The following is a 26,647-nucleotide window of genomic DNA, read 5'->3' as shown; positions in this document are numbered from 1 at the left end:
TGTACAGATCCCGCGGCCTTCTCCGGAGCTGCCCGGAGCTACGCCCACAGCTTCAGGGCCGCCGGATCAACCTTCACAGTCACCGGCAACGGCCCAATCCGCTCCCCGTCTGCATACGCAACCACCCCGGGCGAGTCGATGAAAACCTCCTCCACCTGCTCAATCCGCACCTCGGGGCGCCCCGTGTGCCGGCCGGAAAAAACCAGTGGGTAAATGCGCAGGAACCCCAGCCGAGTCACCGGCGAGAGGAAAAACAAGTCCAGCCTGCCGTCGTCGTATCTGGCATCCGGGGTGATCTTCATGCCGCCGCCGACGCAGACGCCGTTGGAGATGGAAATCAGCACCCCGCGCTGCCTGCGCACCTGCCCGTCAACCACCAGAGAGTATTGCAGCGATTTCAGCGCGGCCAGTTCGCGCAGTATTGCCAGCTGGTAGCGCAGGGGTCCGCGCGGCCACCGCCAGCCGTTGGCGCGTTCGTTGACAAGGGCGTCAAAACCGGCTGAGAGCGCGCACATGAACCAGACGGGCGCTTCTCCTGCGCGTTCGAGGCGGCCCAGGTCAATGCTGCGCGGCTCGCCCTGGCAGCATTTCAGGAAATGTTCGACTGCGGCGCCGGGGTCCCCGGGGTCAAGGCCCAGTCCGCGGGCGGCATCGTTGCCTGTCCCCGTCGGGATGATGCCCAGCGGGATGGACGTGCCGGCCAGCGCATTGACGCCAAGGTGGACCATGCCGTCCCCGCCCACAACAACCAGGGCCTGCGCACCCGCGTCGAGTGCTGCTTCGACGGCTGCACGAAGGGCTGCATAGTCTCGGCGGCGCAGAACCGTGACGCGGTGTCCGGCTGCCCTCAGGGCCCGCACCACCAAGTCACCGGTGTGCCCGGCCGGGCGCTTCCGTTTCCCGCCGAAGGCAGCGCGCGGGTTGATGGCCACCGCTATCCGGAGCACTGCAGGATCCGCCGGCCCGTTCATGCCGGCACGGCCGTACTGCGGCAAGCACCGCTGTCGCGGCAAGTCTCGGTGTAATGGAATGTGTTCATGGCAAAGGCAAGTATGCCAGCGTGGACGCTGCAGATTAAGATGTGACGCCCTGGTTCGGCCGATAGACTGAACTCTTGGCACAGCCGGGCTAGCGAAAGGCCACCAGTGGGCGAGAAGTTTCTTACGCATTACCAAGTCCTGGGGCTTGCCCGCACGGCCACCGAACGCGACGTCAAGATCGCCTACCGCAAAGCCGCCAGGATCGCCCACCCCGACAGGGGCGGGGACCCTGCAGTGTTTCGCCAAATCACCGAGGCGTACGAGGTGCTCTCCGAGCCGGCGCGCCGACAGGCCTATGACAGGTCATACGGTTCGGCGCGGCGCGCCCCAGGTGCGTCGCCGGCGTCGGGTTCCAACGCACGCGGCGGCTCTTACGGTTCCGCCGGTGCTCCGGGCCGTGGCGACGCCGGGGCCGGCTTTGGCCGTTTTAATACCCGCCGTGCCCCCGCAGACAGAAGCACGGCAGGCGACCCTGCCAGATATGTCCCTGCCTACGAAGACCTGGCCCCCGGGGAAGCTCCCCTGCTGCCCCGCCCGGCGGCGGCGCAACCCGTCCACGGGGCGCCGCGGAAGCGTGGTGTCTTTGGCGCAGCCTCGCGGCTGGCCCGTGAGGCCCGAACTGCCCAGTTGATCATGCAGCAGGTGTTGCCGGGCATTCCAGCCGCCCGGCTCATCAACGGCCTCACAGCCCCACTGAGCAACGGCTATTTGGACCACGTCATTGTTTCCGGGTACCGGATCGCCGTCGTCGGTTCCATGCTGGTGCCCAACGGCACCTTTCGCTGGGACGGCAGCATGCTGGTGCACGGCAGCAAAGTTGCAGCACCGCCGCAGCTGATCCCTGCCGCCCGCGCATTGCAGGAACTTTTCCCCGAATGCAATGTCACTGCCTGGGTCTGCGTGCACAGCAGCACAGGCAACCTTTTCGAACCGGTCATCGACTACGCCAGGGGCACCGAGCCCGACGGTTCCAACACCGTCACCGTGGCCAACGCCGCCCGATTCGTGCGCGAGGTCAAGCAGTTCCTGGCGTCGGGCCCGTCCCCCAACGTGGTTGACCTGCACGTCTTGGACAGGCTCCTCGGCGGCATGTACTAGTTTGGCCCCCGTGGTGGGCCGGGAGGCCCGGCCCACCAGGCACCCACGGCTGCCTGCCCCGTCTCCCGGGACAACCGCCTGCCAGGGACCAACGCCTGCCCTGGTCCAACCCCGCCCGCGCCTGACGGTAGGATAAAACAGTGTTTCGCATCCTATTCCTGACCCCAGAGATCCCCGGCAACACCGGCAACGCCATCCGCCTGGCCGCCATCACCGGCGCCGAGCTGCACCTTGTCGAACCCCTCGGTTTCGACTTCTCGGACGCCAAATTGCGCCGGGCCGGGCTGGATTACCACGACCTTGCAGTGGTGACAGTCCACAAGAACCTCGAAGCAGCGTGGGAGGCCCTGGCTCCTGACCGCGTCTTTGCCTTCACCTCGGACGGCGAAACGAGCTACACAGACATTGCCTACCAGCCCGGGGACGTGCTGATGTTCGGCCGCGAGTCCGAAGGCCTGCCCGAAGACGTCAAGAAGGACCCGCACCTCACCGCCAGGGTGCGCCTGCCCATGCTCCCGGCGCTGCGTTCCCTGAACCTGGCCAACGCCGCCTCAATTGCCGTGTTTGAAGCGTGGCGCCAAAACAATTTTGCCGGGGCACAAATCCAGGCTTAAAACTCACAGGCCGGCCTGCACACAGGTTCAGCCAAGACCCATTTCATCAACTGGAGGCATGCATGTCCGCTCGCGATCCTGGCCTGGCGTTCACCGACGGAGCGCTGCAATTTGAGGCGTGGTCGGAGAAACTCTGGGATCCGATGGGCCGCGACGTGGTTGCTGAAGCCATGCTGCAGCCCGGCGAAAAGGTGCTTGACGCCTGCTGCGGAACTGGCGCCGCCACCATTCCCGCCGCACTGGCAGTAGGTCCCGGCGGCACTGTCGACGGCGTGGACCTTTCCACAGGACTGCTGCGCATTGCCGCCGCAAACCTGGCCGAACAAGGAATCCTCAACACCACCCTGACAGAGGCAGACGTCACGGAATGGCGCGGACACCGCACCTTCGACGCCGTGCTGTGTTCCTACAGCATGTTTTTCTTTGCCGACATGGAGGCAGGTGTCGAGCACCTGGCATCCATGCTCCGGCCAGGCGGCCGGCTGGTCACGAGCACCTGGCTTGAAGGCGCACTGGAACCCTTTGCCGCGCGAATCTTTGAGGCCGCCATCAAGGAACGCCCGCGACTGGCAGACGTCGTTCCCCTGGCAAACAAAAACATGGCACGCGTCGCCTCCGTTGCATCGCTGACCAGCTGGCTCCGCGAGCGGGGATTTGAGCAGGTTTCCGTCTCGACGCATCCGCTGACCCTGACGGTCGACGACGCCATGGCCTGGAACCTGGTCATGGGCAGCGGGTGGCGCACCTTCCTTCCCCGTGATCCCGAGGCCATCGCCAGGGTCCGCCGCGACTTCATCCAATCAGTGGGTCCGCGCATTGAAATGAACTCCGACGCCATGATCGCCACGGCGTCGCTGCCCCGCGCAGGCAGCAACTGAGCAGTCCAGCTGCCGCTGCGCGTGCTGCCCGGTTTTTGTCGGGTTCTGCCACCAGTTGATGTGAGATCCGGAGCTAGTGGGAACCTTTGCCGAACAGCAATGACAACCGATGCTGACAAGCTGGTGTGCGTAGCCACCTACGGCGACGTAACGATCCCATGTTGTGACACTCAGACTCTCGAAACCGGAAGCGTTGGCCTCAGTTTACTTAACGTTTGTCCGTTACATAGGGGTCCCCGATGAGGGTACGAAGTCGGGCACGGGTTCCAAGTTCCAAGTTCCAAGGAAACGGAACATTCCCCTGCCGAATCATCCCTGGGCAAGGCGCTCTATCCTTCACCAACTGAAAGGCTGGCAGTTTGAACCCTATTTACCTGCTGCCCCTTTGTGTCGGCATTTTCTGGTTGCTGCATGCCTGCTTGCGCCTTCTCGGCCACAAGATGGCAAAGTACACCGCTTGGCTACTGCTGGCGGGCCTCCCCGTCATGGCAATCACCTTTTCCGCTCGTCAATGGCTGCCGAGGAACCTGACCCTTCAATATTAATAGGGGATGGATTCTTGCCGATGTTGTTTGCTATGGAGCGTTGCGGGCCTCGCAGAGATTATTCTCGTCCTCGTCTCTTCCTCCCGGCGCGATAAATCCACAACCAAAGAAACCGTGGGCCTCGATCGTCCGTGACGATACCGGTAAGATCATCAGACCCGGTTCAACTTCCAACTGAGAGACGGTCGCCTATTCCAGGTGGCCCACGCCAGAGAACTGGGACGCTCCTCTGGTGGGACTTCCCCGCCAATGAAACACAGTCATTTTCAATACTCGTCCACACAACCTTGGTGCGACCGTAAACGGAACGCACTTCGGGACTGCGTGCCTCGTTGATGTCAGGCGACTGGCAACCCGAATTTGGATCGGCTACTCCTTCTCAGAGTGCTCGTCGTTCGCTATTTCTTCTATCCAGTCGGTTGCTTCATCCGAGAGGTAAAATTCCTCTGGAACGTTGGATCCAACCCAAGATGTAGCTGCCGTAGGGTGGCCTGCCAGAGCCGTGATCTGACCAAGGATGGATGACGGCACAACGTCTCCGTTGTTGTTGATCAACCATTGCTGGGTCGATGAGTCCAGAAGGGGCCACCAGTTCTCTATGTCCATGACCTCATTCTGACACCAGGGCGTCTGGTTGGGGAGGGCCGAACGCGAAGTCCCGCTGCTGCGCATCCCCACCACCCCGCGACTGCCTAGAGCAAGCACCGCAAATTTGCCGCGACAAATCGTCGGGGCGGGATAGGACCTCACACAATCTTGGTCTGTGCCGTCTACCTGGTGAGTGGGTCTTGCGGAATCTCTCTATGGCCCGTCACCAGTGAGGAGCGTAGCCATGAGGACAAGAATTCCACCCATCAACTCTGGAGAAGAAGGCCACGTGGGGGGCCCGGCGGTTCCGCAGGGCGATGAGGCTGAGCGCGCCAGTGCCCCATAGCGACCCTGCCGCTGCCATGGGCTCGGCCAACATCACCAGGGAAGCGCTGATGGGCGCCGGAACCTTTGCGATGGCCATTTGGCCAGCTCGCTGAGACCGATACCGAGGTAGCCGGTCCGCGCCCAGACGCTCCCGGGCTTGGAGCAGAATCAGACCCGACCGGACTCCTCAGGGTGTAAACGTTTAGTCGTAGGAACCAGCGAGTAATCCCGCAAGGGGTGTCCCACATAGCCATGGACAAACTGACTCTTCTATGTCTGTCAAGCCGCATTCTCAGTAGTTTTGCTCGAAACTGCGGCCGCCAGGCCTCGGAACACGTGGCGGGCCACATATCGTTTGAGGCAGCGTGCGCATCCTGGGAAAGTGACATGAAACTGGGAATTCCGGTGATCTGGGACTGAGTATCACAGCAGGTCAGGGAATTTCGTTGGTGACAGGCAGCTTGGAATCCTACAGTTGACCAAAAATGCCGCCGCTTGGCGGTGCTGCCATGGATCAAACCATGGCAGCACCGCCAAGCGGCGGCATTAGTCACAAACGGGGGCGTCAGCCCCGGCGTTTCTTGATTTCTTCGACAGCCTGCGGCAGTACCTGGAACAGGTCGCCAACAATGCCAAAGTCGGCAATCTCAAAGATGGGCGAGTCCGCGTCCTTGTTCACAGCGACGATGAGCTTGGACGTCTGCATGCCGGCTTTTTGCTGAATGGCGCCGGAAATGCCCACGGAAATGTACAGCTGCGGGGAGACCTTCTTGCCCGTCTGGCCCACCTGGGATGCGTGCGAGATCCAGCCGGCGTCGGTGGCTGCGCGGGAGGCGCCCACCGCTGCTCCAAGGACATCCGCCAGCTCTTCAACCGGAGTGAAGTCGCCGTCAACGCCGCGGCCGCCGGCCACAACAATGCGGGCGTCCTCAAGATCCGGACGTCCGGAAGCCGCACGCGGCGTCCGGGACGTGACGCGGGCGGCCAGGCTTGCCGGGGCAAACGCAACATCCACAACCTCGACGGCGGGCGCTGTGGCCTCAACGGCCGGGCTCGCGTCCACTGCGTGGGCCTTGACACTGATGACGGCGACAGCCGACGTGGCCCGCGCCTCCACAGTCCAGGACCCCGCAAGGACCGATTTGTGCGCAACGAGGCTCCCGCCGTCGTGCGTGACGGAAACAGCGTCGGTGATCACGCCGGCGTTCAGGGTCACGCCTGCACGGGCCGCGATTTCCTTCCCGGCGGCGCTGTTGTCAACCAGCACGGCGCTGGCGGAAACGGCGGCGGCGGCCTGGGCGACGAGGTCGGCCTGGGGCGCCACCAGGAACTGGCCCAGTTCGTCTTGTTCGGAGTGCAGCACCCGCTGCACGCCGTATGCGCCCAGTTCGGCCAGCACCTCGGCGCTGACGGGACCGGCCACAACGGCCACCGGTTCGCCGGCGCTGCGGGCCAGCGTCAGCAGCTGCTGCACAGTCGCCGAAAGCGTGCCGGGGGCGTCGAGCTGATCAATGTAAACAACAATTGCAGTCATGAAGGGTTCCTCAGATCAGTTTCTGCGCGGCCAGGAAGTCAACCAATTGGATGCCGGCATCGCCTGAATCGGTGATGACGGTGCCGGCTGTGCGGGCGGGGCGCTCGGCTGCCGCGGTGACCTTGGTCAGCGACCCGGCATGCCCGACGGCGTCCGGCGACAACCCGAGGTCCGCCAGGGACACAGTTGTCACCTTCTTTTTCTTCGCGGCAATGATGCCCTTGAAGTTCGGGTAGCGCGGCTCATTGGCCTGGTCCGTCACCGAGACGAGGGCAGGCAGCGTGGCCTGGATTTCCTCGGAGAAGTCATCGCCGTCGCGGCGGGCCGTGACGGTGGTGCCGTCAACGTCCAGTGCCGAGGCGAAGGTGATCTGGGCCAGGCCCAGGCGCGCAGCCAGCTGCGCCGGAACAATCGATGTTTCGCCGTCGGTGGAAGCCATGCCCGTAATAACGAGGTCCACCGGCCCCAGCGAGTTGATGGCTGCGGCGAGGACCAGCGAGGTGGCCGAGGCGTCGGAGCCCTCGAGGGCGTCGTCGGTGACGTGCAGGCCCTGCGTGGCGCCGATCTGCAACGACTTTTTCACGGCCACCGCGGCGGAGGCCGGACCCAGCGTCAGTGCCGTGACGGTGTTGCCGCCCTTGGCGCCGCCGCGGGCGTCGGTCAAGGCCAACGCCGCTTCAAGTGCGTATTCGTCTATTTCCGAAAGAATGCTTTCACCACGGTCGATGCCGTGGGCATCACCTGTGAGATGCCGGTCGAATTGTGCGTCTGGCACATATTTGACCAGTACGACAATGTTCAGTGCTGAATTTTCCACTGCTGTCCTTTGTGTCATGGGCGAATGGTGTCGCTGCACCCTTCCCCATGCTGGGGCGGAAGCAGCGGGTTCGCCCTTGGCCTACCCCAACAGCTTAGTTCGAACCGGCCCGCAGCCGGAATTCGCCGGTTCGGTTCTTTACTTCAAGCGAACACCGCGGCCGTCCACGGGCGGGGCGTCTGCCCGCGTGCCGGCACTTCTCCGCCCCCGGGTGGACGCGGCTGCAAAAGGTTCCCCCTGTGGCCCGATGCCTGCCGCCGCGCCCCGGAGCAGGATTGAAGCATGAATACAACAATCCTGAGCGCACGCTCGCTGTCCAAGAGGTATGGCGCCGGCATCGCCTTGAACAATGTCGACCTCGACATCCGTGCCGGCGAATCCGTGGCCATCATGGGTGCCTCCGGCTCCGGCAAGACGACGCTGCTGCACACCCTGGCCGGCATCACCTCCCCCGACGCCGGCACCGTCAACTACGCGGGCACCGACGTCACGGCCCTGAATGAAACCCAGCGTTCCAAGCTGCGCCGCGAGTCGTTTGGCTTTGTGTTCCAGTCCGGGCTGCTCATCCCGGAGCTGACGGCCATTGAAAATGTGGCCCTGGCACTCATGCTCAACGGCGTCCCGCGCCGCGATGCCGAGGCGCAGTCGGCCGGCTGGCTGGCCCATCTCGGCCTGGCGGGCATGGAGGGGCGGCGCATCGGCGAGCTCTCGGGCGGCCAGGCCCAGCGCGTCGCCATCGCCCGGGCCCAGGTCACCGGCGCCCGCATCGTCTTCGCGGACGAGCCCACCGGCGCCCTCGATTCCCACACCTCGGCCGACGTCATGTCAGCGCTCCTGGGCGCCACGGCCGGCCGCGGACACACCCTGGTCCTCGTCACCCACGATGCCACGGTTGCCGCACGCTGCAGCCGCACCTTGTTTATGCACGACGGCGTCCTGTCCCTTGCGCCGTCGTCCCACGCGCCGGCCGGGCAGACCTGGGTGGGCCAGCCGTGAAGAGCCTGAATTCAACGTTCTCCATCCTGTGGATGATGTCCCGCCCTGTCCCCGGCAACAAGGCTGTGGTGGCGCTGCCCGCAGTGGCCTTCGCCCTTGTCACGGCGTTGTCGCTGATCGTGCTGGCCGGGGCCATGAGCTTTTTCACCAGTCCTGTCATCAATGAAAACCCCGATCTGGCCGGAACCTACCAGATGCTGGCCATGGTGGCCCTGGCGCTGTTGGTCCTGCCGTTGCTGACCCTGGGCGGCGCGGCGGCACGCCTGTCGGCCCGCCGCCGCGATGAACGGCTGTCGACACTGCGGCTGCTGGGCGGCACCCCCGCACTCGTGGGTGCCATGGCCATCGTGGAATCCACTGCCATTGCCGCCGTGGGCATCGGCGCCGGCATCGTCCTCCACGCCGCGGCCCTGCCGGCCGTTGCCCTCATCCCCTTCCAGGGAAAAGCCTTGGGTTTGGCACAGCTGTGGCTCAATCCCCTGCTGGTGCTGGCCACGGCGGCGGCCCTCGTGGTGCTGGCAGCCATCAGTGCCGCTGTCGGCCTGCGCCAGGTGGTGCTTTCTCCCCTGGGGGTGCGCACCCGGCAGAAGGCGCCCACAGTGCACTGGGTCAGGTTCGCGCTCGGTGCGGGAGCCGCCGTCGTGCTTTATGCAGCAATGGCAAATATCACGGCGAGCGGTTCGGCAGCCGTCGTGATAGTGATCATCTGCGGCAGTTTCGCCGGTGGACTGGCGCTGTTGAACCTGATGGGTCCGATTGTGCTCAAGTGGCTGGCCGGCGGCGGGCTGCGCCGGGCCGACACCCCTGCGAAGCTGCTGGCCGCCCGGACGATTCTGGAATCGCCCAAGGCCGCTTGGCGGCAGGTGAGTTCCCTGTCGATGACAAGCTTCATCGCCGTGGTGGCCGGGACGGGCCTGGCGCTCATGGACTCCGCCGGCGAGGGCGGCAACACCGCCGAGATGCACCTCACCAACGACATGCGTACAGGTGTGTTAATTACGGTGGTGGCGTCGTTCCTGCTAGTGGCCTGCAGTGCCGGGGTGAACCAGGCTGCTGCCATCCTGGACAGGCGTGAACTCTACGTGAGCCTTGACCGTCTCGGCATGCCGCGCACCGTCATGGATGCGGCCCGCAAACGGGCGGTGCTCTCCCCGGTCCGGATTGTGACGGTTGGTTCGGCGGTGCTGGCCGCGGTGCTCTTGTTCCCCCTGACCGGGCTGGCCGCCATCTTTGCCCCGCTGTCCCTGCTGATCATCGCAGGAGTGCTGGCCGCAGGCATCGGCCTGGTGTGGGTGGGGCTGGCCGCCTCCGCTCCCGTGCTGAACAAGGTCCTCAGGGACGCATAGCAGGGCTCTTTTCCATGGAAACGACCATGCGCACCACCCGAATCGAGTGGTGCGCATGGCTTCGTGCATTCGTTAGCTGACGGGCATGGTGTCAAGTGTGACGTCGACCGACTGGGACTTGCCCGACCGGGTGAAGTCCAACTTCACGGTGGCTCCTCCGGCCTGCTCGCGAACGGCTGCGGTCAGCTCCGCCGGGTCGCTGATGGTCCGGTTGCCCAGCTGCGTGATCACGTCGCCCTTCTTCAGTCCGGCCTTTGCCGCTGCACTGTCCGCAGTTACGTCGGCAACCGTGGCGCCGGTGGAGAAGGCGCTGCCGGAGCTGTTGGCGGATGTCCCGCTGACGGAGACGCCCAACTGGCCGTGGCTGGCCTTGCCCGTCTTGATGATGTCCTGCGCCACGCGCTTTGCGTGGTCGATCGGGATGGAGAAGCCCACTCCGATGTTTCCGCTCTGGCTGCTGGAGCCTGAGGTGCCGCCGGTTGAGGCGATGGCAACGTTGACGCCGATGATTTCACCCTGTGCGTTGACCAACGCGCCACCGGAGTTGCCGGGGTTGATGGCGGCGTCCGTCTGGATCACGTTGAGGTTGACCGTGCCCTGGGCCGCCGTGGGCTCCTCGGAACCGCCGGGGGGCGAGAAGCGGAAGCCGTTGCCGCCGTCGGACGGGTCCTGGGAGCTGTCGCTTGGCGTTTCCGGGACGGCCGAGGAGGCCACCTGGATGGTGCGGTTGAGTGTGGAGACGATGCCGTCGGTGACGGTGCCGTTCAGGCCCAGCGGGGAGCCGATGGCGATCACAGTGTCGCCGACGTTGATTTTGCTTGACTCGCCCAGGGCGGCCGGCACCAGGTCAGGGGCGTCGATCTTCACCACGGCGAGGTCGGACTGCGGATCGGTGCCCACAATGGTGGCCTGATACACCTTGTTGTCGCTGGTCTGAACCTCGATGGTGGCATGGGCGGCGGCGCCGTCGAGCGTCACAACGTGCGTGTTGGTCAGGATGTGGCCTTCCTTGTCCAGGATGATGCCCGAGCCCGTGCCGCCTGAACTCCCGCTCGTGGCCGAAATCGTCACCACGGACGGCATCGCCTTGGCCGCCGCTGCGGACACTTCATTGACCGATTTGGGGTTGTTGACCACCAACGGCGCGCTTTGCTGGCTCGACCCGGCCGCGGTGTTGCCGCCCTGCTGCTGGTCCAGGAGGAACAGTGATCCGCCACCGACGAGCCCGCCAACAAGGGCTGCTGCCAAGACACCGCCGGCAAACATGCCCATGCCCACCTTCTTGCGTTCCCTGGGCTTGGCCGTGACGGCCGGGGCCAGTGTGTGCGGGTAGGCGTTCGACGCCGGATACCCCGGTCCGGCGTGCCCTGTCACCGCTCCCGGCTGGCCGTTGTGCTGCCGGCCCTGCCCGGCAAAGTTGTTCGGGATGGGCTCGGTGGGGTTCTGGCCGGTGGGGTTGCTGGCGCCGGCTGACGCGTTCGGGTTGGGGTTGGGGTTTGGGGCACCATATGCGTGGGCTCCATACGGCGGAGCGCCGTAGCCTGGTGCCGGCGCGCCTGCGGGCTGGTCCTCGGCCGGCGGCTGCGGCGGTGCACTGGGGGCCGACATGTTGTGCATGCCGGTGCCTTGCGCCTGTGCACCTTGTGCAGGTGTGATTGCCTGGGGGCTGGATGCCTGGGGAGCCTCTGTCGTTGCCGCCGTGTCAGGGGCTTTGGGTGCAGTTTCGGGCTGTTCGTCGTTGTGGGTTGTGTGTTCCCCGTTGTGCTCTGACATCAGCTTTCCCTTCATTGAAATCTCATGTGATGAATCCTTGCTTGAAATTCATCATGTCGTCCGCGGCTGGAGCCATGACGTACGTTCGCTGGAAGGCAGCTGTGAAGGTTCATCACGTTCCATTATGTCGCAGTCTGCCCCCGGCCGCGGGGTTATCCGCTGAGCGAAACTTCCTGCCACCAATCAAAACGGCACCATAGTATCGTTTGGAGTATTAAGACCGAATTTCGCCATGGTCGCATATCAAAAGGTGAGCAATGTTTGCACGGTTGAAGGTATTTTCCCCATTTCTGGCAGTCCTGGGCCTGCTCGCCCTCATGCTGGGTCCGGCCGGCCTTGCGCAGGCCGAACCACCGGTGACCATTCCCGGCGGCACGCACATCGTTGACAATGCCAATGTCCTGGGCGGCCAGGAAACCGAAGTGCAGGCAGCCATTGACAAGCTCAGCCAGGACCACGGGATGACGTTCTTTGTGGTCTATGTCGACTCCTTCGACGGCGAAACGGGAACGCAGTGGGGGCAGCAGGTGGCCGACAAGAAACAGCTCGGCACCGGTGACGCCCTCTTGGTCGTCGCCGTCAACGACGGCAAGTATGCGCTGTTTGCCGACACGGCCATGGTCCCCGAAGAAAAGAACCAAAACATCCAGACCAACGTCATCAAGCCGCAGCTGTCCGCCGACAACTGGGCCCAGGCGGCCATTGATGCAGCCGCGGCCCTGGGCGATGCGGCAGGCGGCGGGAAGGGCAACGTGCCCAACCCCACGGGCGGGTTCGTGGCGCTGGGAGTCGGCGGCGTCGTCGTCGTAGGTGGCGCAGGCACGGCCCTCTACCTGCGGAACAAGCGCAAAAAGTCGGCGGCGGACGCCACGGCCAAGGGTTACGGTCCGGACGGCAAGGCCCTCGACCCCAACGCCGGCATGACCATCCCGGAGCTGCGCGCCAAGGCAGGTTCGCTGTTGATCGCTGCTGACGACGCCATCAACACGAGCGGGCATGAGATTGGTTTTGCGCAGGCGTCGTACGGCCTCGAGGCCATCAAGCCGTTCCAGGCGGCCCTCGAAAGCGCTAAAACGCACCTCTCGGAGTCCTTCAAGCTCCAACAACAGCTGGACGACGAAATTCCCGACACCATCGAGGAGCAACGGACCTGGCTTGGGGAAATCATCAAGCGCAGCGAGGACGCCAACGCGGCGCTGGAGGCCGAAAAAGCTGCCTTCGACGAGTTGCGCGAACTGGAACGCACGGCCCCGCAGGTGCTGGGCACGATTCGCACGCAGGCTGCCGGGGCACGCACGTCTGTGGCCGACACGGAGCAAAAGCTGGCCGAGCTGACGTCCCAATACTCGGATGCGGCGTTGGCGCCCGTGCGTGACAATGTGGCCCAGGCAAAGGAGCGCCTTGATTTTGTGGACACCGCGGCTGCCGATGCCGACACCAAACTGGCGGCCTCGGACACGGCCGGCGCAGCCGTTTCGGTCAAGGCCGCCGAGGAAAGCCTGCTGCAGTGCACCGTGCTGCTCGACGCGATCGGCAAGACGGAGACGGCCATTCACGACGCCGCAGCCACCTTGGCAACGGCGCTCCCCTCGGCGTTCGCCGACCTGGAACAGGCAAAGTCGATGGTGGCCTCCGCGCAGTTCTCCCGCTACACCCCGACGGTCCAGGCAGCGGAAGCGCAGCTCAACGACGTGCGCAAGAATGCTGCCGCAGGCAAGCCCGATCCCGTGGCCCAACTGTCGGCGGTGCAACAAGCCCACGGGCAGCTTGACGAACTGTTGACAGGCATCCGCGACCAGCAACAGCAGGCGCTGCGGTCCCAGGCAGCACTGCAGCAGGCCCTTGCCGGTGCACAGGCAACCATCGCCACGGCCAAGGACTTCATCGCAGCCCGCCGCGGCGGCGTGGGCTCCGAGGCCCGCACTCGAATCTCTGAAGCAGAGCGCAATTTTGACTACGCAGTTTCCATTGCCGAGTCCGACCCCACCAATGCCCTGGCGTACGCGCAGCAGGCGCAGCAGTTGGCCCAGCAGGCCATTCAATACGCCCAGAATGACGTCGACAGCTTTGGCGGCGGAGGACGCGGCGGCTACGGTGGCGGCGGCGGTTCCATGGGTGGCGGCATGGGCGGGGCCATCCTGGGCGGCATCATCGGCGGACTGCTCTCAGGAGGCGGGGGCGGAGGATTCGGCGGAGGTGGCGGAGGAGGCTTCGGCGGTGGAGGCGGCGGCGGGGGTGGCGGCTTCGGTGGCAGCGGCGGCAACTTCTAGCCCGTCGCCCGCCCGGCCACAGCGCCACGCGGTGGCCGGCACCTGGGCGGGGCCCGGCGTCGTGCCTGAAGCAGTGCTGTATTGCGGCACCGGGGCATTGCACTACCTGGGCTCCTGCGGCAAGAATTGGGGAGTTCCTTTAGACTCAAACCACTATCGGACGCCTCGGGCAGCAGTTATTGAGATTTCATTTGATGCAACCAGCAAATAATAAGGGGTACAGAATGGCAAAGCAGTCAATTTTCGGCCGGATCGCGCAGCTGGCCAAGGCCAATATCAATGCGCTGTTGGACCAGGCCGAGGACCCGCAGAAGATGCTTGACCAAATGGTGCGCGATTACAAGGCGAACATCACCGAGGCTGAATCGGCCGTCGCCCAGACGATCGGCAACCTGCGCATGCTCGAGGATGACTACAACGAGGATGTGAAGGCGTCGCAGGACTGGGGTTCGAAGGCACTCGCTGCCAGCCGCAAGGCCGATGAATTCCGCACTGCCGGCAATGCCGCCGATGCGCAGAAGTTCGACAACCTCGCCAAGGTCGCGCTGCAGCGCCAGATCACCGCCGAGGGCGAGGCGCGGTCCGCAGAACCGAACATCGCCGCGCAGAACGACGTTGTTGAAAAGCTCAAGACCGGTCTGCAGCAGATGAACGGCAAGCTGACCGAGCTGGGCAACAAGCGCAACGAGCTGATCGCCCGTTCCAAGACAGCCGCCGCGCAGACGCAGGTCCACGACGCGCTCAAGAGCATCGACATCATGGACCCCACCAGCGAGGTGAGCCGCTTCGAGGAGAAAATCCGCCGCGAAGAGGCCAAGGTCCGTGGGCAGAACGAACTCGCCGCCTCGAGCCTGGATGCACAGTTCAACTCCCTTGAGGACCTGGGCGAGCAGACAGAGGTTGAGGCCCGGCTGGCGGCCCTGAAGGCCGGCGGCGCCCCGGCCCCGGCAGCGATCAAGGCTCCGGCCTCGGTGGACGAAGCCGAGTTCGACAACCTGTAACCAGCCGAACAGGCAAAGGAACGGGTGCCCCTCCGCTTGCGCGGTGGTGCACCCGTTCCTTTTGTTTGGCGCGGCGTGGTTGGCGCGGCACCAATCCCTTTACATCTGGGTAAACGCCGCCACTGCGGGATCGGCGCCGATGCGTCCACCCGATTCCAGTGCCGAGATGCGGTTCAAGTCATCCGTGCTGAGCTTGATCCGGGCTGCTGCCAGGTTTTCGCGCATGCGATCGGGCGTCACCGTCTTCGGAATGACGATGTTGCCCAGTCCCAGATGCCAGGCAAGCACCACCTGTGCCGGGGTGGCACCGTATTGGGCCGCCAGTTCGGCAACCACCTCGTTGTCCAGGTCCCTGCCCTGGCCCAGCGGACTGTACGCCTCCACGGCAATGCCGTGGCTTCGGCTCTTGTCCGCCAGCTGGCCCTGGTGGAAGCTTGGGTGCGCCTCTATCTGGTTCACCGCAGGAACCACCGTGGAATTGGCCAGCAGCTCATCCAGGTGGGCAGGCAGGAAGTTGGAAACGCCTATCGCACGGATCAGACCCTCTGCATAAAGGGATTCGAGCTCCTTCCACGCCTGCGTGTACAGCCCCTGCGAAGGCACCGGCCAGTGAATCAGGTACAGGTCGACCCAGTCCACCCCCAGCGCCTTGCGGCTGGCCTCGAAGGCGGCGCGGGGGCTGTCATGCTCCCCGTTGCGCAGCTTGGTGGTGACAAAAATGTCCTCGCGGGCCAGCCCCGATTCCGCGATTGCCGTCCCGACGCCGGACTCGTTGCGGTATGCGGCAGCCGTGTCGATGTGGCGGTAGCCGGCAGCCAGGGCTTCCGTGACGGCCACCCGGGTTTCCTCCGGCGGGATCTGGAAGACACCGAAGCCCAGTTGCGGGATGGCGACCCCATTGTTCAATGTCAGTTCCGGAACAGCCGCTGCAGCGGTTTTCGACTCAGTCATGAAAACTCATTCCTCTCCTTGCCTCCGCCGTTAAGGCGCTTCCCACCAGCCTAGGCTGAGAGTCCCCGCGAAACGACGCTGAACGTGGGCAAAAAGATCCTAGGTTTAACAGACCCACCCTGGCACTAGGTGACGCCCCTGCTCCGGGGCAGAATGGGAACATGGGACAAAGTATTGAATTCGGCCGGTTTCTTTCAGCCATGCGCTCACGGCTGCAGCCGGATCCGGGCACCACACTGACCACCCGGCGCGTGCCGGGGCTGCGCCGCGAGGAAGTGGCCCGGCTGGCGGACGTTTCCACCGACTACTACACACGGCTCGAGCAGGGCCGCAACATCCACCCCTCCCGCTCCGTGCTGGCGTCAGTGGCGCGCGCCCTGCAACTGAACGACGCCGAGTCCGCCCACATGCTCGACCTGCTGGAAAACTGTGGCGGGCAAGCCACCAATCCGCCGACGGCACAGCGCGTGCGCGCGTCCATGCGGCAGCTGCTGGACGCCGTGGGTGACGTGCCGGCCGTCGTGCTTGGCAGAAGGACTGACGTCCTGGCCAGCAATCGCATGGCCCGCCTGCTGCTGGCCGATTTCCCGGCCATGGCGCGCGAGCAGCGCAACTACACACGCTGGATCATGCTCGATCCGGCCGCACGCGTGCTGTTCCGGGACTGGCACGGCGCCGCGGCCGATGCTGTGGCTGCCCTGCGCGCCGACATCGGCCGGCATCCCGGCGACCCTGCGGCCACGGCCCTGGTGGGCGAGCTGGCAGTCAACAGCGAGGAATTCCGGCAGTGGTGGGCACGGCACACAGTGGCCCGGCGGTCCTCCGGCACCTTGTCCCTGCACCACAGCGTGGTGGGCGAGGTGGAAGTGGACTTTGAACATCTCATCCTCCCTGACGACCCCGAACAAAGCCTGCGCATTTACACGGCCAAGAATGGTTCGCCGTCGCAGGACGCCTTGAAGCTGCTGTCATCGTGGGCCGGCAGCCCCGCACCGGACAATCATCATGTCGTCCCCTCATCCAAAGGAATCAACTGACAATGTTGTACACACAATTGGGCCGCAGCGGCCTGTCCGTTTCCAAGCTGTGCCTGGGCACCATGAACTTTGGGCCGCACACCGACGAGGCGGACGCACACAAGATCATGGACCAGGCCCACGAGGCCGGGCTGAACTTCTTTGACACGGCCAACGGCTACGGCGGCACTGACCGCCGCGGCTGGACCGAGGAGATCATTGGCCGCTGGATTGCCCAGGGCGGCGGCCGGCGCGGGCGGACGGTGCTGGCCACCAAGGTCTACGCCAACATGACCGACTGGCCCAACGATTCAAAGCTGTCTGCGCTGAACATCCGCCGCTCCCTTGATGCGAGCCTGAAGCGGCTGCAAACCGACCACATCGACCTGTACCAATTCCACCATGTGGACAGGGATACGCCGTGGGATGAGATTTGGCAGGCCGTGGACGTGGCCATCCAACAGGGCAAAATCCTGTACGCAGGCAGCTCCAATTTTGCGGGTTGGCACATCGCCGCCGCCCAGGAGGCTGCTGCTCGTCGACCAGTCACCGGCCTGGTCAGTGAGCAGTCCATCTACAGCCTGATGCAGCGCAGCGTGGAGCGGGAAGTAATTCCGGCTGCCGAATACTACGGGCTCGGGCTGCTTCCCTGGTCCCCGCTGCACGGCGGCCTGCTCGGCGGGGTGCTGCAGAAGCAGAACGACGGCGTACGCCGGCTCGAGGGCCGCGCCGCCGACGCGCTGTCCCGGCACCATGACGCCATTGCCGCCTTTGAGGCATTCGCCGCGGAGCTGGGCCATGCCCCCGGCGACGTGGCGCTGGCCTGGCTTCTGCACCAATCGGCCGTCACGGCACCGATCATCGGACCACGCAACTCTTCGCAACTGGAGGCCGGGCTGCGCGCCCTGGACGTGTCCCTCGACGCGGCCGCCCTGGCCAGACTCGATGAAATCTTCCCCGGACCCAAAACTGCGCCGGAGGATTATGCCTGGTGACAGGACCGCTGGCGGGGTTTCGGTGCGCCGGGCCTGCACAGCTGAAGTCCTGCCCGGCCATGGCCAGGATTGCTTCAGCATTTGCGTTGATTAAACCCTGTATTCCACGCATTTGAGGATATAGTCTCGGGGTATGGCACTTATTCGCGTTTCCGAAGCAGCCCGCTTCCTGGGCGTCAGTGACGACACCGTGCGCCGCTGGCTGGACAACGGCACGCTGCAGGGCAGCAAGGACAAACAGGGCCGCATGGTTGTCGACGGCGTGCAGCTTGCGGCGCTCGCCAAGAAGCAGTCACAGCTGCCCGACGACCCCACCGGTGTGGGCAGTTCGGCACGGAACCGCTTTGTGGGGCTCGTGACAAACGTTGCCATGGACAAGGTCATGGCCCAGGTGGAGCTGCAATGCGGGCCGTTCCGCGTGGTCTCGCTGATGAGCAGCGAAGCCGTCAGGGAACTAAAGCTTGAGCCCGGCGCCATCGCCACCGCCGTGGTGAAGTCAACGACAGTCATCATTGAAGTGCCTGCCGCGGGGAGTCTCTCATGACATTGTTCGCCAAAACCTGTGCCCGCTCGCGCCGCCTCCATTGGGGTGCCGTTGCAACGCTTGCCACCGTGCTGGCCCTGGGCCTGGCGGGTTGCGCGCCCGCTGCGGACACTGCCCCCGGCACGGACGCTGCCGCGTCGGCAAAGGCGCCGGCGGAACTGTCCGGAACGCTCAGCGTTTTTGCGGCGGCGTCGTTGAAGACGACGTTTACGGAGTTGGCGTCTCAGTTCGAGGCGGCGCATCCCGAAGCCAAGATCTCCCTGAGCTTTGACGGCTCATCCACCTTGGTCACGCAGATCATCCAGGGCGCACCGGCCGACGTCTTCGCCTCGGCAGACTCCGCCAACATGACCAAGCTCAGCGACGCCGGCCTGACTGCGGGTTCCCCCGTTGATTTCGCCTCCAATGTGATCACGCTGGTCGTGCCGCCTGGCAACCCGGCCAACATCACCAGCTTTGCCGATGCTGCCAAGGATGGTGTGAAACTTGTCATTTGCGCACCCCAGGTCCCCTGCGGCGCGGCAAGCCAGTCCGACGCCGCCAGCGCCGGGCTGGCCCTGCATCCTGTCAGCGAGGAACTCTCCGTGACAAGCGTCCTGGGCAAGGTCACCTCCGGCGAGGCCGATGCAGGACTGGTCTACGCCACCGACGCCAAGACAGCCGGCGACAAGGTTTTGGACATCCCCTTGGACTTGCCCAAGCCCACCGTCAACCACTATCCGATTGCCGCCGTCGAATCTGCCAAGAATGCTGAACTGGCACAGGCCTTCATCTCACTGGCAACGGGTGCTGAGGGGCAAAAAGTACTGAGGGACGCGGGCTTTGGCACACCCTAAGGCATCCCCCCGCGCCGCAGCTGCCTGGGAATACACGGCCGTCCCGCGCTGGATTTATGTGCTGGCAGCCGTGGGTGCAGTATTTATTCTGCTGCCGCTGACGGGCATGGTGGCACAGGTCAATTGGGGGCAGTTTCCGGCCCTGATCAGCTCGGAATCGTCAGTGGCCGCACTTCTGTTGAGCCTGAAAACAGCGACCGCCAGCACCGTCCTGTGCATTGTTTTTGGGGTGCCGCTGGCCATGTTGCTGGCGCGGGCACAGTTCTTTGGCCAGCGGATTTTGCGCGCCTTGATCCTGCTTCCGCTGGTGGTGCCACCGGTGGTGGGCGGGCTGGCGCTGCTGTACACCTTTGGCCGTGCGGGCCTGCTGGGGAAGCCCCTGCAGGTCCTGGGCATCGAGATTGCCTTTTCCACCACCGCTGTCATCATGGCTCAGACGTTTGTGGCCCTGCCGTTCCTGGTGCTCAGCCTGGAAGGGACGCTGCGCACGGCCGGGCAAAAGTTCGAGGCCGTGGCTGCCACCCTCGGTGCCCGGCCGTCGACGGTGCTGCGGCGCATCACCCTGCCGCTCGTGCTGCCGGGCCTCGTCTCCGGCGCCGTCCTGTCGTTTGCCCGCAGCCTGGGTGAATTTGGGGCAACCCTGACGTTTGCCGGCAGCCTGCAGGGCGTCACCCGCACGCTGCCGTTGGAGATTTACCTGCAGCGTGAGACTGACCCCGAGGCCGCCGTTGCCCTGTCCTTCCTGCTCCTCGCCGTGGCAGTCATCGTTGTGGCCGTGACGTACCGCGCACCCAGGGCCCGCCTGCAGGCGCCCGTCCACCGCGGGACCGCCCCGGCCGGGACGGTAGATGCCCCGTGACACTGCAACTGAGCGCGTCATTGGCCGCCCGCAATGTCGACATCGCCCTGACGGTGCGGCCCGGGGAAACCATCGCCATCATGGGGCCCAACGGTGCGGGAAAGTCATCAGTCATCCAAATGCTGGCGGGCCTGCTCAAGCCCGATGCCGGCGAGGCCACCTTGGGCGGACGGACGTTGTTCAGCCTCTCCCCCGGTACAACATGGCTCCCTCCGCATCAGCGCGGCGTCGGGGTCCTGGCCCAGGAACCCCTGCTGTTTCCGCATTTGAGTGTGCTGGACAACGTGGCCTTTGGCCCGCGCAGCCAGGGACTGGGAAAGGCGGCCAGCCGCGACGCCGCCCGGCACTGGCTGCGCGAGGTCGACGCCGTCGGGTTGGCTGGGCGGCTCCCGGCGCAACTTTCCGGCGGGCAGGCCCAGCGCGCAGCCCTGGCCCGTGCCCTCGCCACAGCCCCGGAGCTCCTGCTGCTCGATGAGCCCATGGCCGCCCTGGACGTCAACAGCGCCCCGTTCCTGCGCAGCCTGCTCAAGCGCGTGCTGGCCGGCCGCCGCGCCATCATCGTCACCCACAGTGTTTTGGACGCCCTCATGCTCGCCGACAGGATCCTGGTCATGGAGGGCGGGCAATTGGTGGAATCCGGCCCCACGGCCGCCGTGCTGGCCCGCCCCCGCAGTTCCTTCGCCGCGTCCCTGGCCGGGTTAAACGTCCTCTCCGGGATCCTGTCCGGCTCCACCCTCATAATGCCCGACGGCGTCCACGTCGCCGGCAGCCCCATTGGCGCCTCCGGCCCTGTTGCTGAGGTGGACGGCCCCGCGGCTGGTCCGGAAGGTATCGCTGCATTCCCGCCGTCGGCCGTGTCCGTGTTCTTGGCGCCGCCTGCGGGAAGCCCGCGAAACTGTTTCATGGTGCGGGTGGACGAGCTGGAACCGCAGGGCGGCCACATCAGGATCCGGGCCGGCGCCCTGGCAGCCGACGTGTCCCCAGCCGCGGTGGCTGACTTGGGCGTGGTCCCGGGCGCTGAGATGTGCTTCGTGGTCAAGGCCGCGGAGGTGGTGCTCTACCCAGCCTGACCCCCGAATTCGGGTCGGGAAACGAAAAACCCCCGGCCTGTGTGGCCGAGGGTTTTCCTCATCTGGTTGCGGGGACAGGATTTGAACCTGTGACCTCCGGGTTATGAGCCCGGCGAGCTACCGAACTGCTCCACCCCGCGTTGCGTCCTCAACAGTACATGCGATTGTCCGAATCACCAACTCGGAGGGGGCATGGGGGTGAGGTGCTGGGGCGGGGCAGCTGTTTTAGCGGTGTTTGAATTCCGCCGGGCGCTTGTCGCTGAAGGCGGCCATGCCTTCCTTTTGGTCCTCGGTGGCGAAGCACGCAAAGATAGAACGGCGTTCCATGCGGACGCCCTCGGCCAAGGTGGTCTCGAAGGCGGCATTGACCGCTTCCTTGGCGATCATGGCCACGGGCTTCGACATGGAGGCAATGGTCTCGGCCGTGGCCAGGGCATCGTCGAGCAGCGAATCTACGGGCACCACGCGGGCGACCAGCCCTGCCTGTTCCGCCTCCGCGGCACCCATGACCCGTCCGGTCAGCACCATTTCCATGGCCTTCGCCTTGCCGATGGCGCGGGTCAGGCGCTGGGATCCGCCCATGCCGGGTATGACGCCAAGCTTGATTTCCGGCTGCCCGAACTTGGCATTGTCTGCAGCGATGATGAAGTCGGCGATCATGGCCAGTTCGCAGCCGCCACCCAGGGCGTGGCCTGCCACCGCAGCGATCATGGGTGTGCGAACCCGTGCCAGTTCGTCCCAGGCCGAGAACCAGTTCGAGAGGTACACGTCCACCGACGACTTGTCCGCCATCTCCTTGATGTCGGCCCCCGCGGCAAACGCCCGGGAGGAGCCGGTGATGACGATGGCCCCGATGCCCAGATCGGCGTCAAAGGCCTGTGCGGCGGCAAGGATCTCACGGCCCATGGCATCGCTCAGGGCGTTCAGGGCTTCGGGACGGTTGAGCGTGATCAGGCCTACCCTGCCGCGTTGTTCGGTCAGGATCAGGGAATGCTGGGTCATGGAAAAGTTCCGTTCAGTTCAAGGTGGTCAGGAAAGGTTGGCTCGAGCCGGAAGCGAGCGGCCGGCGGATCGAATGACAGCCGGGGTCAGTCCGCCCCGGCACGGTCCGAGGCCGTCCGGATGGAGTTGATGATGCCTGAAAAGTCGGTCCCGGCCCCGCCGTCCAGAGCAAATTCGCGGTAGATTTCTTCAGCGGAGCGGCCCAGCACGGCGTCGACTCCGGTGGCGTTCAGTGCCTCGACGGCCAGACCGAGGTCCTTGGCCATGAGCGCCCCGGCAAATCCTGGCTGGTAGTCGCGGTTCGCGGGGCTGGTGGGGACCGGTCCCGGCACGGGACAGTTGGTGGTCAGGGCCCAGCATTGCCCGGAGGCGTTGGCCGCCACGTCGTAGAGCGCCTGGTGGGTCAGGCCGAGCTTTTCACCGAGCACAAACGCCTCACTGACGGCGATCATGGACACACCCAGGATCATGTTGTTGCACACCTTGGCAGCCTGCCCCGCGCCCGGCCCGCCACACAAAACAATGCGCCTGCCCATGACCTCGAAGAGGGGGCCGGCTGCGGCAAAGTCGTCCTCGGAACCGCCCACCATGAACGTCAGGGTTCCGGCCTCGGCACCCATGACTCCGCCGGAAACAGGCGCGTCGAGCCCCCTGTGCCCGCTGGCCACGACCATTTCGTGGGCTGTGCGGGCGTCCTCCACTGCGATCGTGGAGCACTCAAGGAACAACGCGCCCGGCTTGGCTGCCGCCAACAGTCCCCCGCCTGACCCTTCACCTTCAAAGGCGGCAAAGACGTGCCTTCCGGCCGGCAGCATGGTGATGATGACATCGGCCCCGGTGGCCGCGGCAGCTGACGATTCCGCCACCACCACGCCGGCCGCAGCAGCCGCCTCCAGTGCCGCCGGCACCACGTCGAAACCCGTGACGGGATACCCCGCGGCGACCAGGTTCGCCGCCATCGGCCCGCCCATGTGTCCGAGCCCGATGAAGGCCACTTTTGTTTCGGCGGGCGCTGAATCGGCAGGCACTGTTTTGGCCGCCTTCTCTTCGGTGCGTTCAGACGTTTCGTTGCTCATGGCCATCTTCCCTTCACATCGAACAAAAACTGCTTTTAAACCGTTTCCTCAACTGGTGCGGCCAGTCCAAGCTCCCGGGCACCCAAATCCGCAAACACCGCCTCCACCACGTCCGGGGGCACCTGCGCCAACGAGTCCGGCGACCACTGCGGGTTCCTGTCCTTGTCCACAAGCTGCGCCCGGATGCCCTCCGCAAAATCGGGCCAGCGCAGCGCACGCAGCGACACCCGCAATTCCTGGTTCAACACCGCTTCCAGCGAACCCAGCGCCCGCGCCCGCCGCAGCGCAGCGAGGGTCACCGTCACCGACGTTGGCGACTTTGCCGCGATGGTCTCCGCCGCTGCCGTGGCCGCGGGGTCCCCCACGCGGGCCAACCGCGCAAGGATGGTCCCGGCGTCGTCCGGGGCATACGCCTCATCAATCCACGAGCGCGCCTTGGCCAGTGCGGATTCCGGGGCGGCCTGCCCATATCGGCCGACGACGGAGCTGGCGTTGCGCTCGGCCAGCTCGGCCACCAGCGTGGGCAGCTGGGCGGAATCGACGTAATGGCTGGCCAGGCCCAGGAAAATCGCGTCGGCGCCGCTGACCATGGCCCCGGTGAGTGCGGCGTGGGTGCCCAATTCGCCCGGGGCGCGGGAGAGCAGGTAGGTGCCGCCGACATCCGGGACAAAGCCGATCCCGGTCTCCGGCATCCCAATCCGGGAACGCTCGGTGACAATCCGGTGCGAGGCGTGTGCGGAAATCCCCACCCCGCCGCCCAGGACGACGCCGTCCATGAGCGCCACAATGGGTTTCGGGTAACGCTTGATGCGGGCGTTGAGGTGGTACTCGTCGCGCCAGAACTGCTCGCTGGATTCCCCACCGGTGCGGGCGTCATTGTAGATGGAGACGATGTCCCCGCCGGCACACAACCCCCGCTCACCGGCGCCGGAGATGAGCACTGTCGCCACGCCGTCGTCCATTTCCCAGTCATCCAGCGCCTGTGCCACGGCCTTGACCATGGCGTGGTTGAGCGCATTCATGGCCTTGGGCCGGTTCAGGACCAAATGTCCCAGCAGGCCCGTGCGCTCCACGAGTACGTCGTTGTGCTCCATGTGTCCATCCTCCACTTGTTAGCGCTCCACGGCCAGACGGCCAATGATCAAGCGCATGATTTCGTTGCTGCCTTCAAGGATCTGGTGCACCCGCAGGTCGCGGACCAGCTTTTCCAACCCGTACTCGCTCAGGTAGCCGTACCCGCCGTGCAGCTGCAGCGCCTGGTTGGCGACCTGGAAGCCGGCGTCAGTGGCCACGAGCTTGGCCATGGCGCACAGTTTCACGGTGTCCGGCGCGCCGTTGTCCAGGGCGTTGGCCGCACGCCTGAGCATGGTCCGGGAAATTTCAAGGTCGGTGTCCATCCGCGCGATTTCAAAGAGCAGGTGCTGCTTTTCAATCAGCGGGCCGCCAAACGCCTGCCGCTCCTTCAAATAGGCTATTGACTTTTCCAGCGCCGCCCGGCCGCCGCCGAGCGAGCAGGCACCAATGTTGACCCGACCGCCGTTGAGGCCCTTCATGGCGATGCCGAAACCGTCGCCCTCTTCGCCGAGCCGGTTCGCGGCGGGGATGCGCACGTTGTCAAAGACCACCTGGCGTGTGGGTTGCGCCCGCCAGCCCATCTTCTTTTCGTTGGCGCCGAAGCTCAGCCCCTTCGCATCGGCCGGAACAACGACGGCGGTGATCCCCTTCGCGCCCAGCTCGGCTGTGCGGACCATCACCAGATACCAGGTCGACGTTCCCGCCCCGGAGATGAACTGCTTGGTTCCGTTGATGACGTAATCGTCGCCGTCGAGCACCGCCCTGGTGGTGATGGCTGCGGCGTCCGAGCCGACGCCGGGTTCGGAGAGGCAGTAGCTTGTCAGCTCGGTCATGGCGGTGATGCCCGGCAGCCAGGCCGCGCGCTGCTCCTCGCTGCCAAAGGCATCGATCATCCAGGCCACCATGTTGTGGATGGAGATGTAGGCCGCGATGCTGGGGTCAACGGCAGCGAGCTCTTCAAAGATCAGGACCGCGTCGGTGCGGTTCAGGCCCGATCCGCCATGCTCCTCCCCCACGTAGATCCCGCCCATGCCGAGGCTTCCGGCCTCCGCCAGGACGTCCACGGGGAAGTGCTTGTCCTCATCCCACTGGGCGGTGTGCGGGGCCAGTGCGTTGGTGGCAAAATCGCGCACCATCTCCACCACTGCCTGCTGATCGGCTGTCAGGTCATTCACGGGTAGCCTCCTGGTGCCGCATCGTTGCGGCGTAGGTGTGTGGCGGCGTTGTGGGCCGCCCGGGGTGGCGGACCCGCCAAGGTGACGGGTCCGCCGTCGTGCTATTTGGTGACCTTGCCCATCAGGGATGCGATGGGGCGCAGGAACAAGGGCTGGGCCAGGAACCAGGCGGCAGCCATGACCACGAGGGAACCGGCGAAGATGCCGAAGCCCCACCAGTTCACGGCGTCGGAGGAGGTGTACATGTGGTTCAGGTTGCGCAGCGCGCCGGTGGCCAGGACCAGGGTGACGTGCACGACGATGAAGGCCACGAAGTAGATCATGACGGGGAAGTGGATGGCGCGGGCGGCCGTGATCGGGTAGATCTTGTTCAGCGTGGTGGCGTTTTTGGGCCATGCCCCGGACATGCGCAGGCCGGTGGCGATGGCGAGCGGGGCGGCGATGAAGACCGTGATGAAGTACGTCAACAGCTGCAGTCCGTTGTAGTTGACCCAGCCGTTGTCGGTGGGCCAATCGAGCGAGAGGTACTGCAGCCCTGCGGAGATGGCGTTGGGGAACACGTCCCAGCTGGTGGGCACAATGCGCATCCATTGGCCGGTGGCGAACAAAACGACTATGAAGATGGCGCCGTTGAGGACCCAGAGCGCGTCGAGGGTCAGGTGGAACCAGAGGTCAAGGCTGATCTTGGTCGGGCTGCCCTTCGTCTTGACCAGGCCCTTGTTGTTGCGGATCCAGTGGGCTGCGGGGCGTTTGGTGGTGCGCACCTGCCAGCCCGAGCGGATAATCAGCAAAATGAAGAACATGTTCAAGAAGTGCTGCCAGCCCAGCCAGGCGGGCAGCCCCACCGGCGCGCCGTCGGGCAGTTCGGAATCGCCGGGATAGGTGGTCAGGAAGTCCTTGACGCCGTCAAGGCCCGTCAGCCAGCGGGCGGCAAGGACCGCAACGGCCAGGAGCACGACCAGTCCGGCCGCGGACACGCCGATTTTGGTCCACAGGCCGAGGCCGTTCCAGCGCTCGGCGATGCCGGCGGCCTGCTTGGTCTTGGGGGTTGACATGGTCTAAAACCTCTTTCACGTGCTTCCTCGCGGATGCAGCCTGGCGGCATGGCACCGCTTTCAACAGTCTCTATTTGTAGCAGCCTTGGATGCGTTTCCATCCATTGTCCGTCATGGAGGGGCCACGCACCGGGCGCCGTGCGGGTCGCCGCCGCGGCACTCCTGCA

25 protein-coding genes and 1 tRNA gene are annotated in these 26,647 nt (G+C 65.1%); 14 read left to right on the top strand and 12 right to left on the bottom strand.

Annotation, left to right across the window (positions count from 1 at the left end):
• Positions 1 to 38: 38 nt before the first annotated feature.
• Positions 39 to 947 (bottom strand): diacylglycerol/lipid kinase family protein, encoded by a 909-nt coding sequence (locus tag AC1L6K_RS07065; RefSeq protein WP_480951997.1) that lies wholly within the window; start codon positions 945 to 947, stop codon positions 39 to 41.
• Between the two features lie 198 nt (positions 948 to 1,145).
• Between AC1L6K_RS07065 and AC1L6K_RS07060 the strand changes: the two genes are divergently transcribed.
• The 4 genes from AC1L6K_RS07060 (at position 1,146) to AC1L6K_RS07045 (ending at position 4,175) form a co-directional block, all read left to right on the top strand.
• Positions 1,146 to 2,138, top strand: coding sequence for a J domain-containing protein (locus AC1L6K_RS07060; protein WP_480951996.1), 993 nt, complete (start codon positions 1,146 to 1,148; stop codon positions 2,136 to 2,138).
• Between the two features lie 140 nt (positions 2,139 to 2,278).
• Positions 2,279 to 2,752 (top strand): tRNA (cytidine(34)-2'-O)-methyltransferase, encoded by a 474-nt coding sequence (locus AC1L6K_RS07055; protein ID WP_480951995.1) that lies wholly within the window; start codon positions 2,279 to 2,281, stop codon positions 2,750 to 2,752.
• A 62-nt stretch (positions 2,753 to 2,814) separates the two neighbouring features.
• Positions 2,815 to 3,630 (top strand): class I SAM-dependent methyltransferase, encoded by an 816-nt coding sequence (locus AC1L6K_RS07050; protein ID WP_480951994.1) that lies wholly within the window; start codon positions 2,815 to 2,817, stop codon positions 3,628 to 3,630.
• 359 nt (positions 3,631 to 3,989) lie between these two features.
• Positions 3,990 to 4,175 (top strand): hypothetical protein, encoded by a 186-nt coding sequence (locus AC1L6K_RS07045; protein ID WP_480951993.1) that lies wholly within the window; start codon positions 3,990 to 3,992, stop codon positions 4,173 to 4,175.
• A gap of 369 nt (positions 4,176 to 4,544) precedes the next feature.
• Here AC1L6K_RS07045 and AC1L6K_RS07040 read toward each other — a convergent pair whose 3' ends face one another.
• From AC1L6K_RS07040 to AC1L6K_RS07030, 3 genes are all read right to left on the bottom strand, one after another.
• Positions 4,545 to 4,781, bottom strand: coding sequence for a hypothetical protein (locus AC1L6K_RS07040; RefSeq protein WP_480951992.1), 237 nt, complete (start codon positions 4,779 to 4,781; stop codon positions 4,545 to 4,547).
• Between the two features lie 874 nt (positions 4,782 to 5,655).
• Positions 5,656 to 6,624, bottom strand: a complete 969-nt coding sequence (locus tag AC1L6K_RS07035) for an electron transfer flavoprotein subunit alpha/FixB family protein (RefSeq protein ID WP_480951991.1) — start codon at positions 6,622 to 6,624, stop codon at positions 5,656 to 5,658.
• Positions 6,625 to 6,634: 10 nt separating this feature from the next.
• A complete protein-coding gene (locus tag AC1L6K_RS07030; protein ID WP_480951990.1) occupies positions 6,635 to 7,459 on the bottom strand; it encodes an electron transfer flavoprotein subunit beta/FixA family protein in 825 nt (274 codons plus the stop codon).
• A gap of 264 nt (positions 7,460 to 7,723) precedes the next feature.
• On the opposite strand from AC1L6K_RS07030, the gene AC1L6K_RS07025 reads away from it, so the two are divergent.
• On the top strand, positions 7,724 to 8,437 hold the full coding sequence (locus tag AC1L6K_RS07025; RefSeq protein WP_480951989.1) for an ABC transporter ATP-binding protein: 714 nt from the start codon (positions 7,724 to 7,726) through the stop codon (positions 8,435 to 8,437).
• Complete coding sequence (locus tag AC1L6K_RS07020; protein ID WP_480951988.1) at positions 8,434 to 9,783, top strand: permease; 1,350 nt, start codon at positions 8,434 to 8,436, stop codon at positions 9,781 to 9,783. The genes AC1L6K_RS07025 and AC1L6K_RS07020 overlap by 4 nt, the downstream gene beginning before the upstream one ends.
• A gap of 72 nt (positions 9,784 to 9,855) precedes the next feature.
• Here the strand turns inward: AC1L6K_RS07020 and AC1L6K_RS07015 are convergent, their stop codons facing one another.
• Positions 9,856 to 11,556 (bottom strand): S1C family serine protease, encoded by a 1,701-nt coding sequence (locus AC1L6K_RS07015; RefSeq protein WP_480951987.1) that lies wholly within the window; start codon positions 11,554 to 11,556, stop codon positions 9,856 to 9,858.
• A 257-nt stretch (positions 11,557 to 11,813) separates the two neighbouring features.
• Between AC1L6K_RS07015 and AC1L6K_RS07010 the strand changes: the two genes are divergently transcribed.
• Both AC1L6K_RS07010 and AC1L6K_RS07005 read left to right on the top strand, forming a co-directional pair.
• A complete protein-coding gene (locus tag AC1L6K_RS07010; protein ID WP_480951986.1) occupies positions 11,814 to 13,826 on the top strand; it encodes a TPM domain-containing protein in 2,013 nt (670 codons plus the stop codon).
• A 224-nt stretch (positions 13,827 to 14,050) separates the two neighbouring features.
• Positions 14,051 to 14,827, top strand: coding sequence for a PspA/IM30 family protein (locus AC1L6K_RS07005; protein ID WP_480951985.1), 777 nt, complete (start codon positions 14,051 to 14,053; stop codon positions 14,825 to 14,827).
• 99 nt (positions 14,828 to 14,926) lie between these two features.
• Here AC1L6K_RS07005 and AC1L6K_RS07000 read toward each other — a convergent pair whose 3' ends face one another.
• On the bottom strand, positions 14,927 to 15,778 hold the full coding sequence (locus tag AC1L6K_RS07000) for an aldo/keto reductase (RefSeq protein ID WP_480951984.1): 852 nt from the start codon (positions 15,776 to 15,778) through the stop codon (positions 14,927 to 14,929).
• A 161-nt stretch (positions 15,779 to 15,939) separates the two neighbouring features.
• Between AC1L6K_RS07000 and AC1L6K_RS06995 the strand changes: the two genes are divergently transcribed.
• From AC1L6K_RS06995 to AC1L6K_RS06970, 6 genes are all read left to right on the top strand, one after another.
• The gene (locus AC1L6K_RS06995; RefSeq protein WP_480951983.1) at positions 15,940 to 16,815 is read left to right on the top strand and encodes a helix-turn-helix transcriptional regulator; all 876 of its coding nucleotides are present in this window, start codon (positions 15,940 to 15,942) and stop codon (positions 16,813 to 16,815) included.
• A 2-nt stretch (positions 16,816 to 16,817) separates the two neighbouring features.
• Positions 16,818 to 17,789, top strand: a complete 972-nt coding sequence (locus AC1L6K_RS06990) for an aldo/keto reductase (RefSeq protein ID WP_480951982.1) — start codon at positions 16,818 to 16,820, stop codon at positions 17,787 to 17,789.
• A 133-nt stretch (positions 17,790 to 17,922) separates the two neighbouring features.
• A complete protein-coding gene (locus tag AC1L6K_RS06985; protein ID WP_480951981.1) occupies positions 17,923 to 18,333 on the top strand; it encodes a TOBE domain-containing protein in 411 nt (136 codons plus the stop codon).
• Positions 18,330 to 19,169 (top strand): molybdate ABC transporter substrate-binding protein, encoded by an 840-nt coding sequence (gene modA / locus AC1L6K_RS06980; RefSeq protein WP_480951980.1) that lies wholly within the window; start codon positions 18,330 to 18,332, stop codon positions 19,167 to 19,169. The genes AC1L6K_RS06985 and modA overlap by 4 nt, the downstream gene beginning before the upstream one ends.
• Positions 19,156 to 20,028: an ABC transporter permease gene (locus AC1L6K_RS06975; protein WP_480951979.1), complete on the top strand. Its 873-nt coding sequence runs from the start codon at positions 19,156 to 19,158 to the stop codon at positions 20,026 to 20,028. The genes modA and AC1L6K_RS06975 overlap by 14 nt, the downstream gene beginning before the upstream one ends.
• Positions 20,025 to 21,098, top strand: coding sequence for a sulfate/molybdate ABC transporter ATP-binding protein (locus AC1L6K_RS06970; protein ID WP_480951978.1), 1,074 nt, complete (start codon positions 20,025 to 20,027; stop codon positions 21,096 to 21,098). Before AC1L6K_RS06975 ends, AC1L6K_RS06970 begins: the two co-directional genes overlap by 4 nt.
• A gap of 63 nt (positions 21,099 to 21,161) precedes the next feature.
• Here the strand turns inward: AC1L6K_RS06970 and AC1L6K_RS06965 are convergent.
• The 6 genes from AC1L6K_RS06965 to AC1L6K_RS06940 form a co-directional block, all read right to left on the bottom strand.
• Positions 21,162 to 21,238 (bottom strand) — tRNA-Met (locus AC1L6K_RS06965).
• A gap of 85 nt (positions 21,239 to 21,323) precedes the next feature.
• Entirely contained in the window at positions 21,324 to 22,100 is a 777-nt protein-coding gene (locus AC1L6K_RS06960; protein ID WP_480951977.1) for an enoyl-CoA hydratase, read from the bottom strand.
• An 86-nt stretch (positions 22,101 to 22,186) separates the two neighbouring features.
• Positions 22,187 to 23,176 (bottom strand): 3-hydroxyisobutyrate dehydrogenase, encoded by a 990-nt coding sequence (mmsB, locus tag AC1L6K_RS06955; RefSeq protein ID WP_480951976.1) that lies wholly within the window; start codon positions 23,174 to 23,176, stop codon positions 22,187 to 22,189.
• A 35-nt stretch (positions 23,177 to 23,211) separates the two neighbouring features.
• Positions 23,212 to 24,270 carry an enoyl-CoA hydratase/isomerase family protein gene (locus tag AC1L6K_RS06950; protein WP_480951975.1) on the bottom strand — a complete coding sequence of 353 codons (1,059 nt, stop codon included), beginning with the start codon at positions 24,268 to 24,270 and terminating at the stop codon, positions 23,212 to 23,214.
• Positions 24,271 to 24,288: 18 nt separating this feature from the next.
• Complete coding sequence (locus tag AC1L6K_RS06945) at positions 24,289 to 25,425, bottom strand: acyl-CoA dehydrogenase family protein (protein WP_480951974.1); 1,137 nt, start codon at positions 25,423 to 25,425, stop codon at positions 24,289 to 24,291.
• A gap of 101 nt (positions 25,426 to 25,526) precedes the next feature.
• Positions 25,527 to 26,480, bottom strand: a complete 954-nt coding sequence (locus AC1L6K_RS06940) for a cytochrome b/b6 domain-containing protein (RefSeq protein WP_480951973.1) — start codon at positions 26,478 to 26,480, stop codon at positions 25,527 to 25,529.
• Between the last annotated feature and the right edge of the window lie 167 nt (positions 26,481 to 26,647).

This window comes from Specibacter sp. BI4 (assembly GCF_056680095.1).
The sequence above is the reverse complement of the archived record's forward strand: the minus strand, read 5'-3'. Positions and strand labels throughout refer to the sequence as shown.

Bases quoted from the DNA above. Each gene is read 5' to 3' on its own strand.
- AC1L6K_RS06960 (WP_480951977.1), bottom strand. From the start codon at position 22,100: ATGACCCAGCATTCCCTGATCCTGACCGAACAACGCGGCAGGGTAGGC.
- AC1L6K_RS06990 (WP_480951982.1), top strand. From the start codon at position 16,818: ATGTTGTACACACAATTGGGCCGCAGCGGCCTGTCCGTTTCCAAGCTG.
- AC1L6K_RS07005 (WP_480951985.1), top strand. From the start codon at position 14,051: ATGGCAAAGCAGTCAATTTTCGGCCGGATCGCGCAGCTGGCCAAGGCC.
- mmsB (WP_480951976.1), bottom strand. From the start codon at position 23,176: ATGAGCAACGAAACGTCTGAACGCACCGAAGAGAAGGCGGCCAAAACA.
- AC1L6K_RS07035 (WP_480951991.1), bottom strand. From the start codon at position 6,624: ATGACTGCAATTGTTGTTTACATTGATCAGCTCGACGCCCCCGGCACG.
- AC1L6K_RS06950 (WP_480951975.1), bottom strand. From the start codon at position 24,270: ATGGAGCACAACGACGTACTCGTGGAGCGCACGGGCCTGCTGGGACAT.
- AC1L6K_RS07030 (WP_480951990.1), bottom strand. From the start codon at position 7,459: ATGACACAAAGGACAGCAGTGGAAAATTCAGCACTGAACATTGTCGTA.
- AC1L6K_RS07040 (WP_480951992.1), bottom strand. From the start codon at position 4,781: ATGGACATAGAGAACTGGTGGCCCCTTCTGGACTCATCGACCCAGCAA.
- AC1L6K_RS06995 (WP_480951983.1), top strand. From the start codon at position 15,940: ATGGGACAAAGTATTGAATTCGGCCGGTTTCTTTCAGCCATGCGCTCA.
- AC1L6K_RS06985 (WP_480951981.1), top strand. From the start codon at position 17,923: ATGGCACTTATTCGCGTTTCCGAAGCAGCCCGCTTCCTGGGCGTCAGT.
- AC1L6K_RS07050 (WP_480951994.1), top strand. From the start codon at position 2,815: ATGTCCGCTCGCGATCCTGGCCTGGCGTTCACCGACGGAGCGCTGCAA.
- modA (WP_480951980.1), top strand. From the start codon at position 18,330: ATGACATTGTTCGCCAAAACCTGTGCCCGCTCGCGCCGCCTCCATTGG.
- AC1L6K_RS07000 (WP_480951984.1), bottom strand. From the start codon at position 15,778: ATGACTGAGTCGAAAACCGCTGCAGCGGCTGTTCCGGAACTGACATTG.
- AC1L6K_RS07010 (WP_480951986.1), top strand. From the start codon at position 11,814: ATGTTTGCACGGTTGAAGGTATTTTCCCCATTTCTGGCAGTCCTGGGC.
- AC1L6K_RS07015 (WP_480951987.1), bottom strand. From the start codon at position 11,556: ATGTCAGAGCACAACGGGGAACACACAACCCACAACGACGAACAGCCC.
- AC1L6K_RS07025 (WP_480951989.1), top strand. From the start codon at position 7,724: ATGAATACAACAATCCTGAGCGCACGCTCGCTGTCCAAGAGGTATGGC.
- AC1L6K_RS06940 (WP_480951973.1), bottom strand. From the start codon at position 26,480: ATGTCAACCCCCAAGACCAAGCAGGCCGCCGGCATCGCCGAGCGCTGG.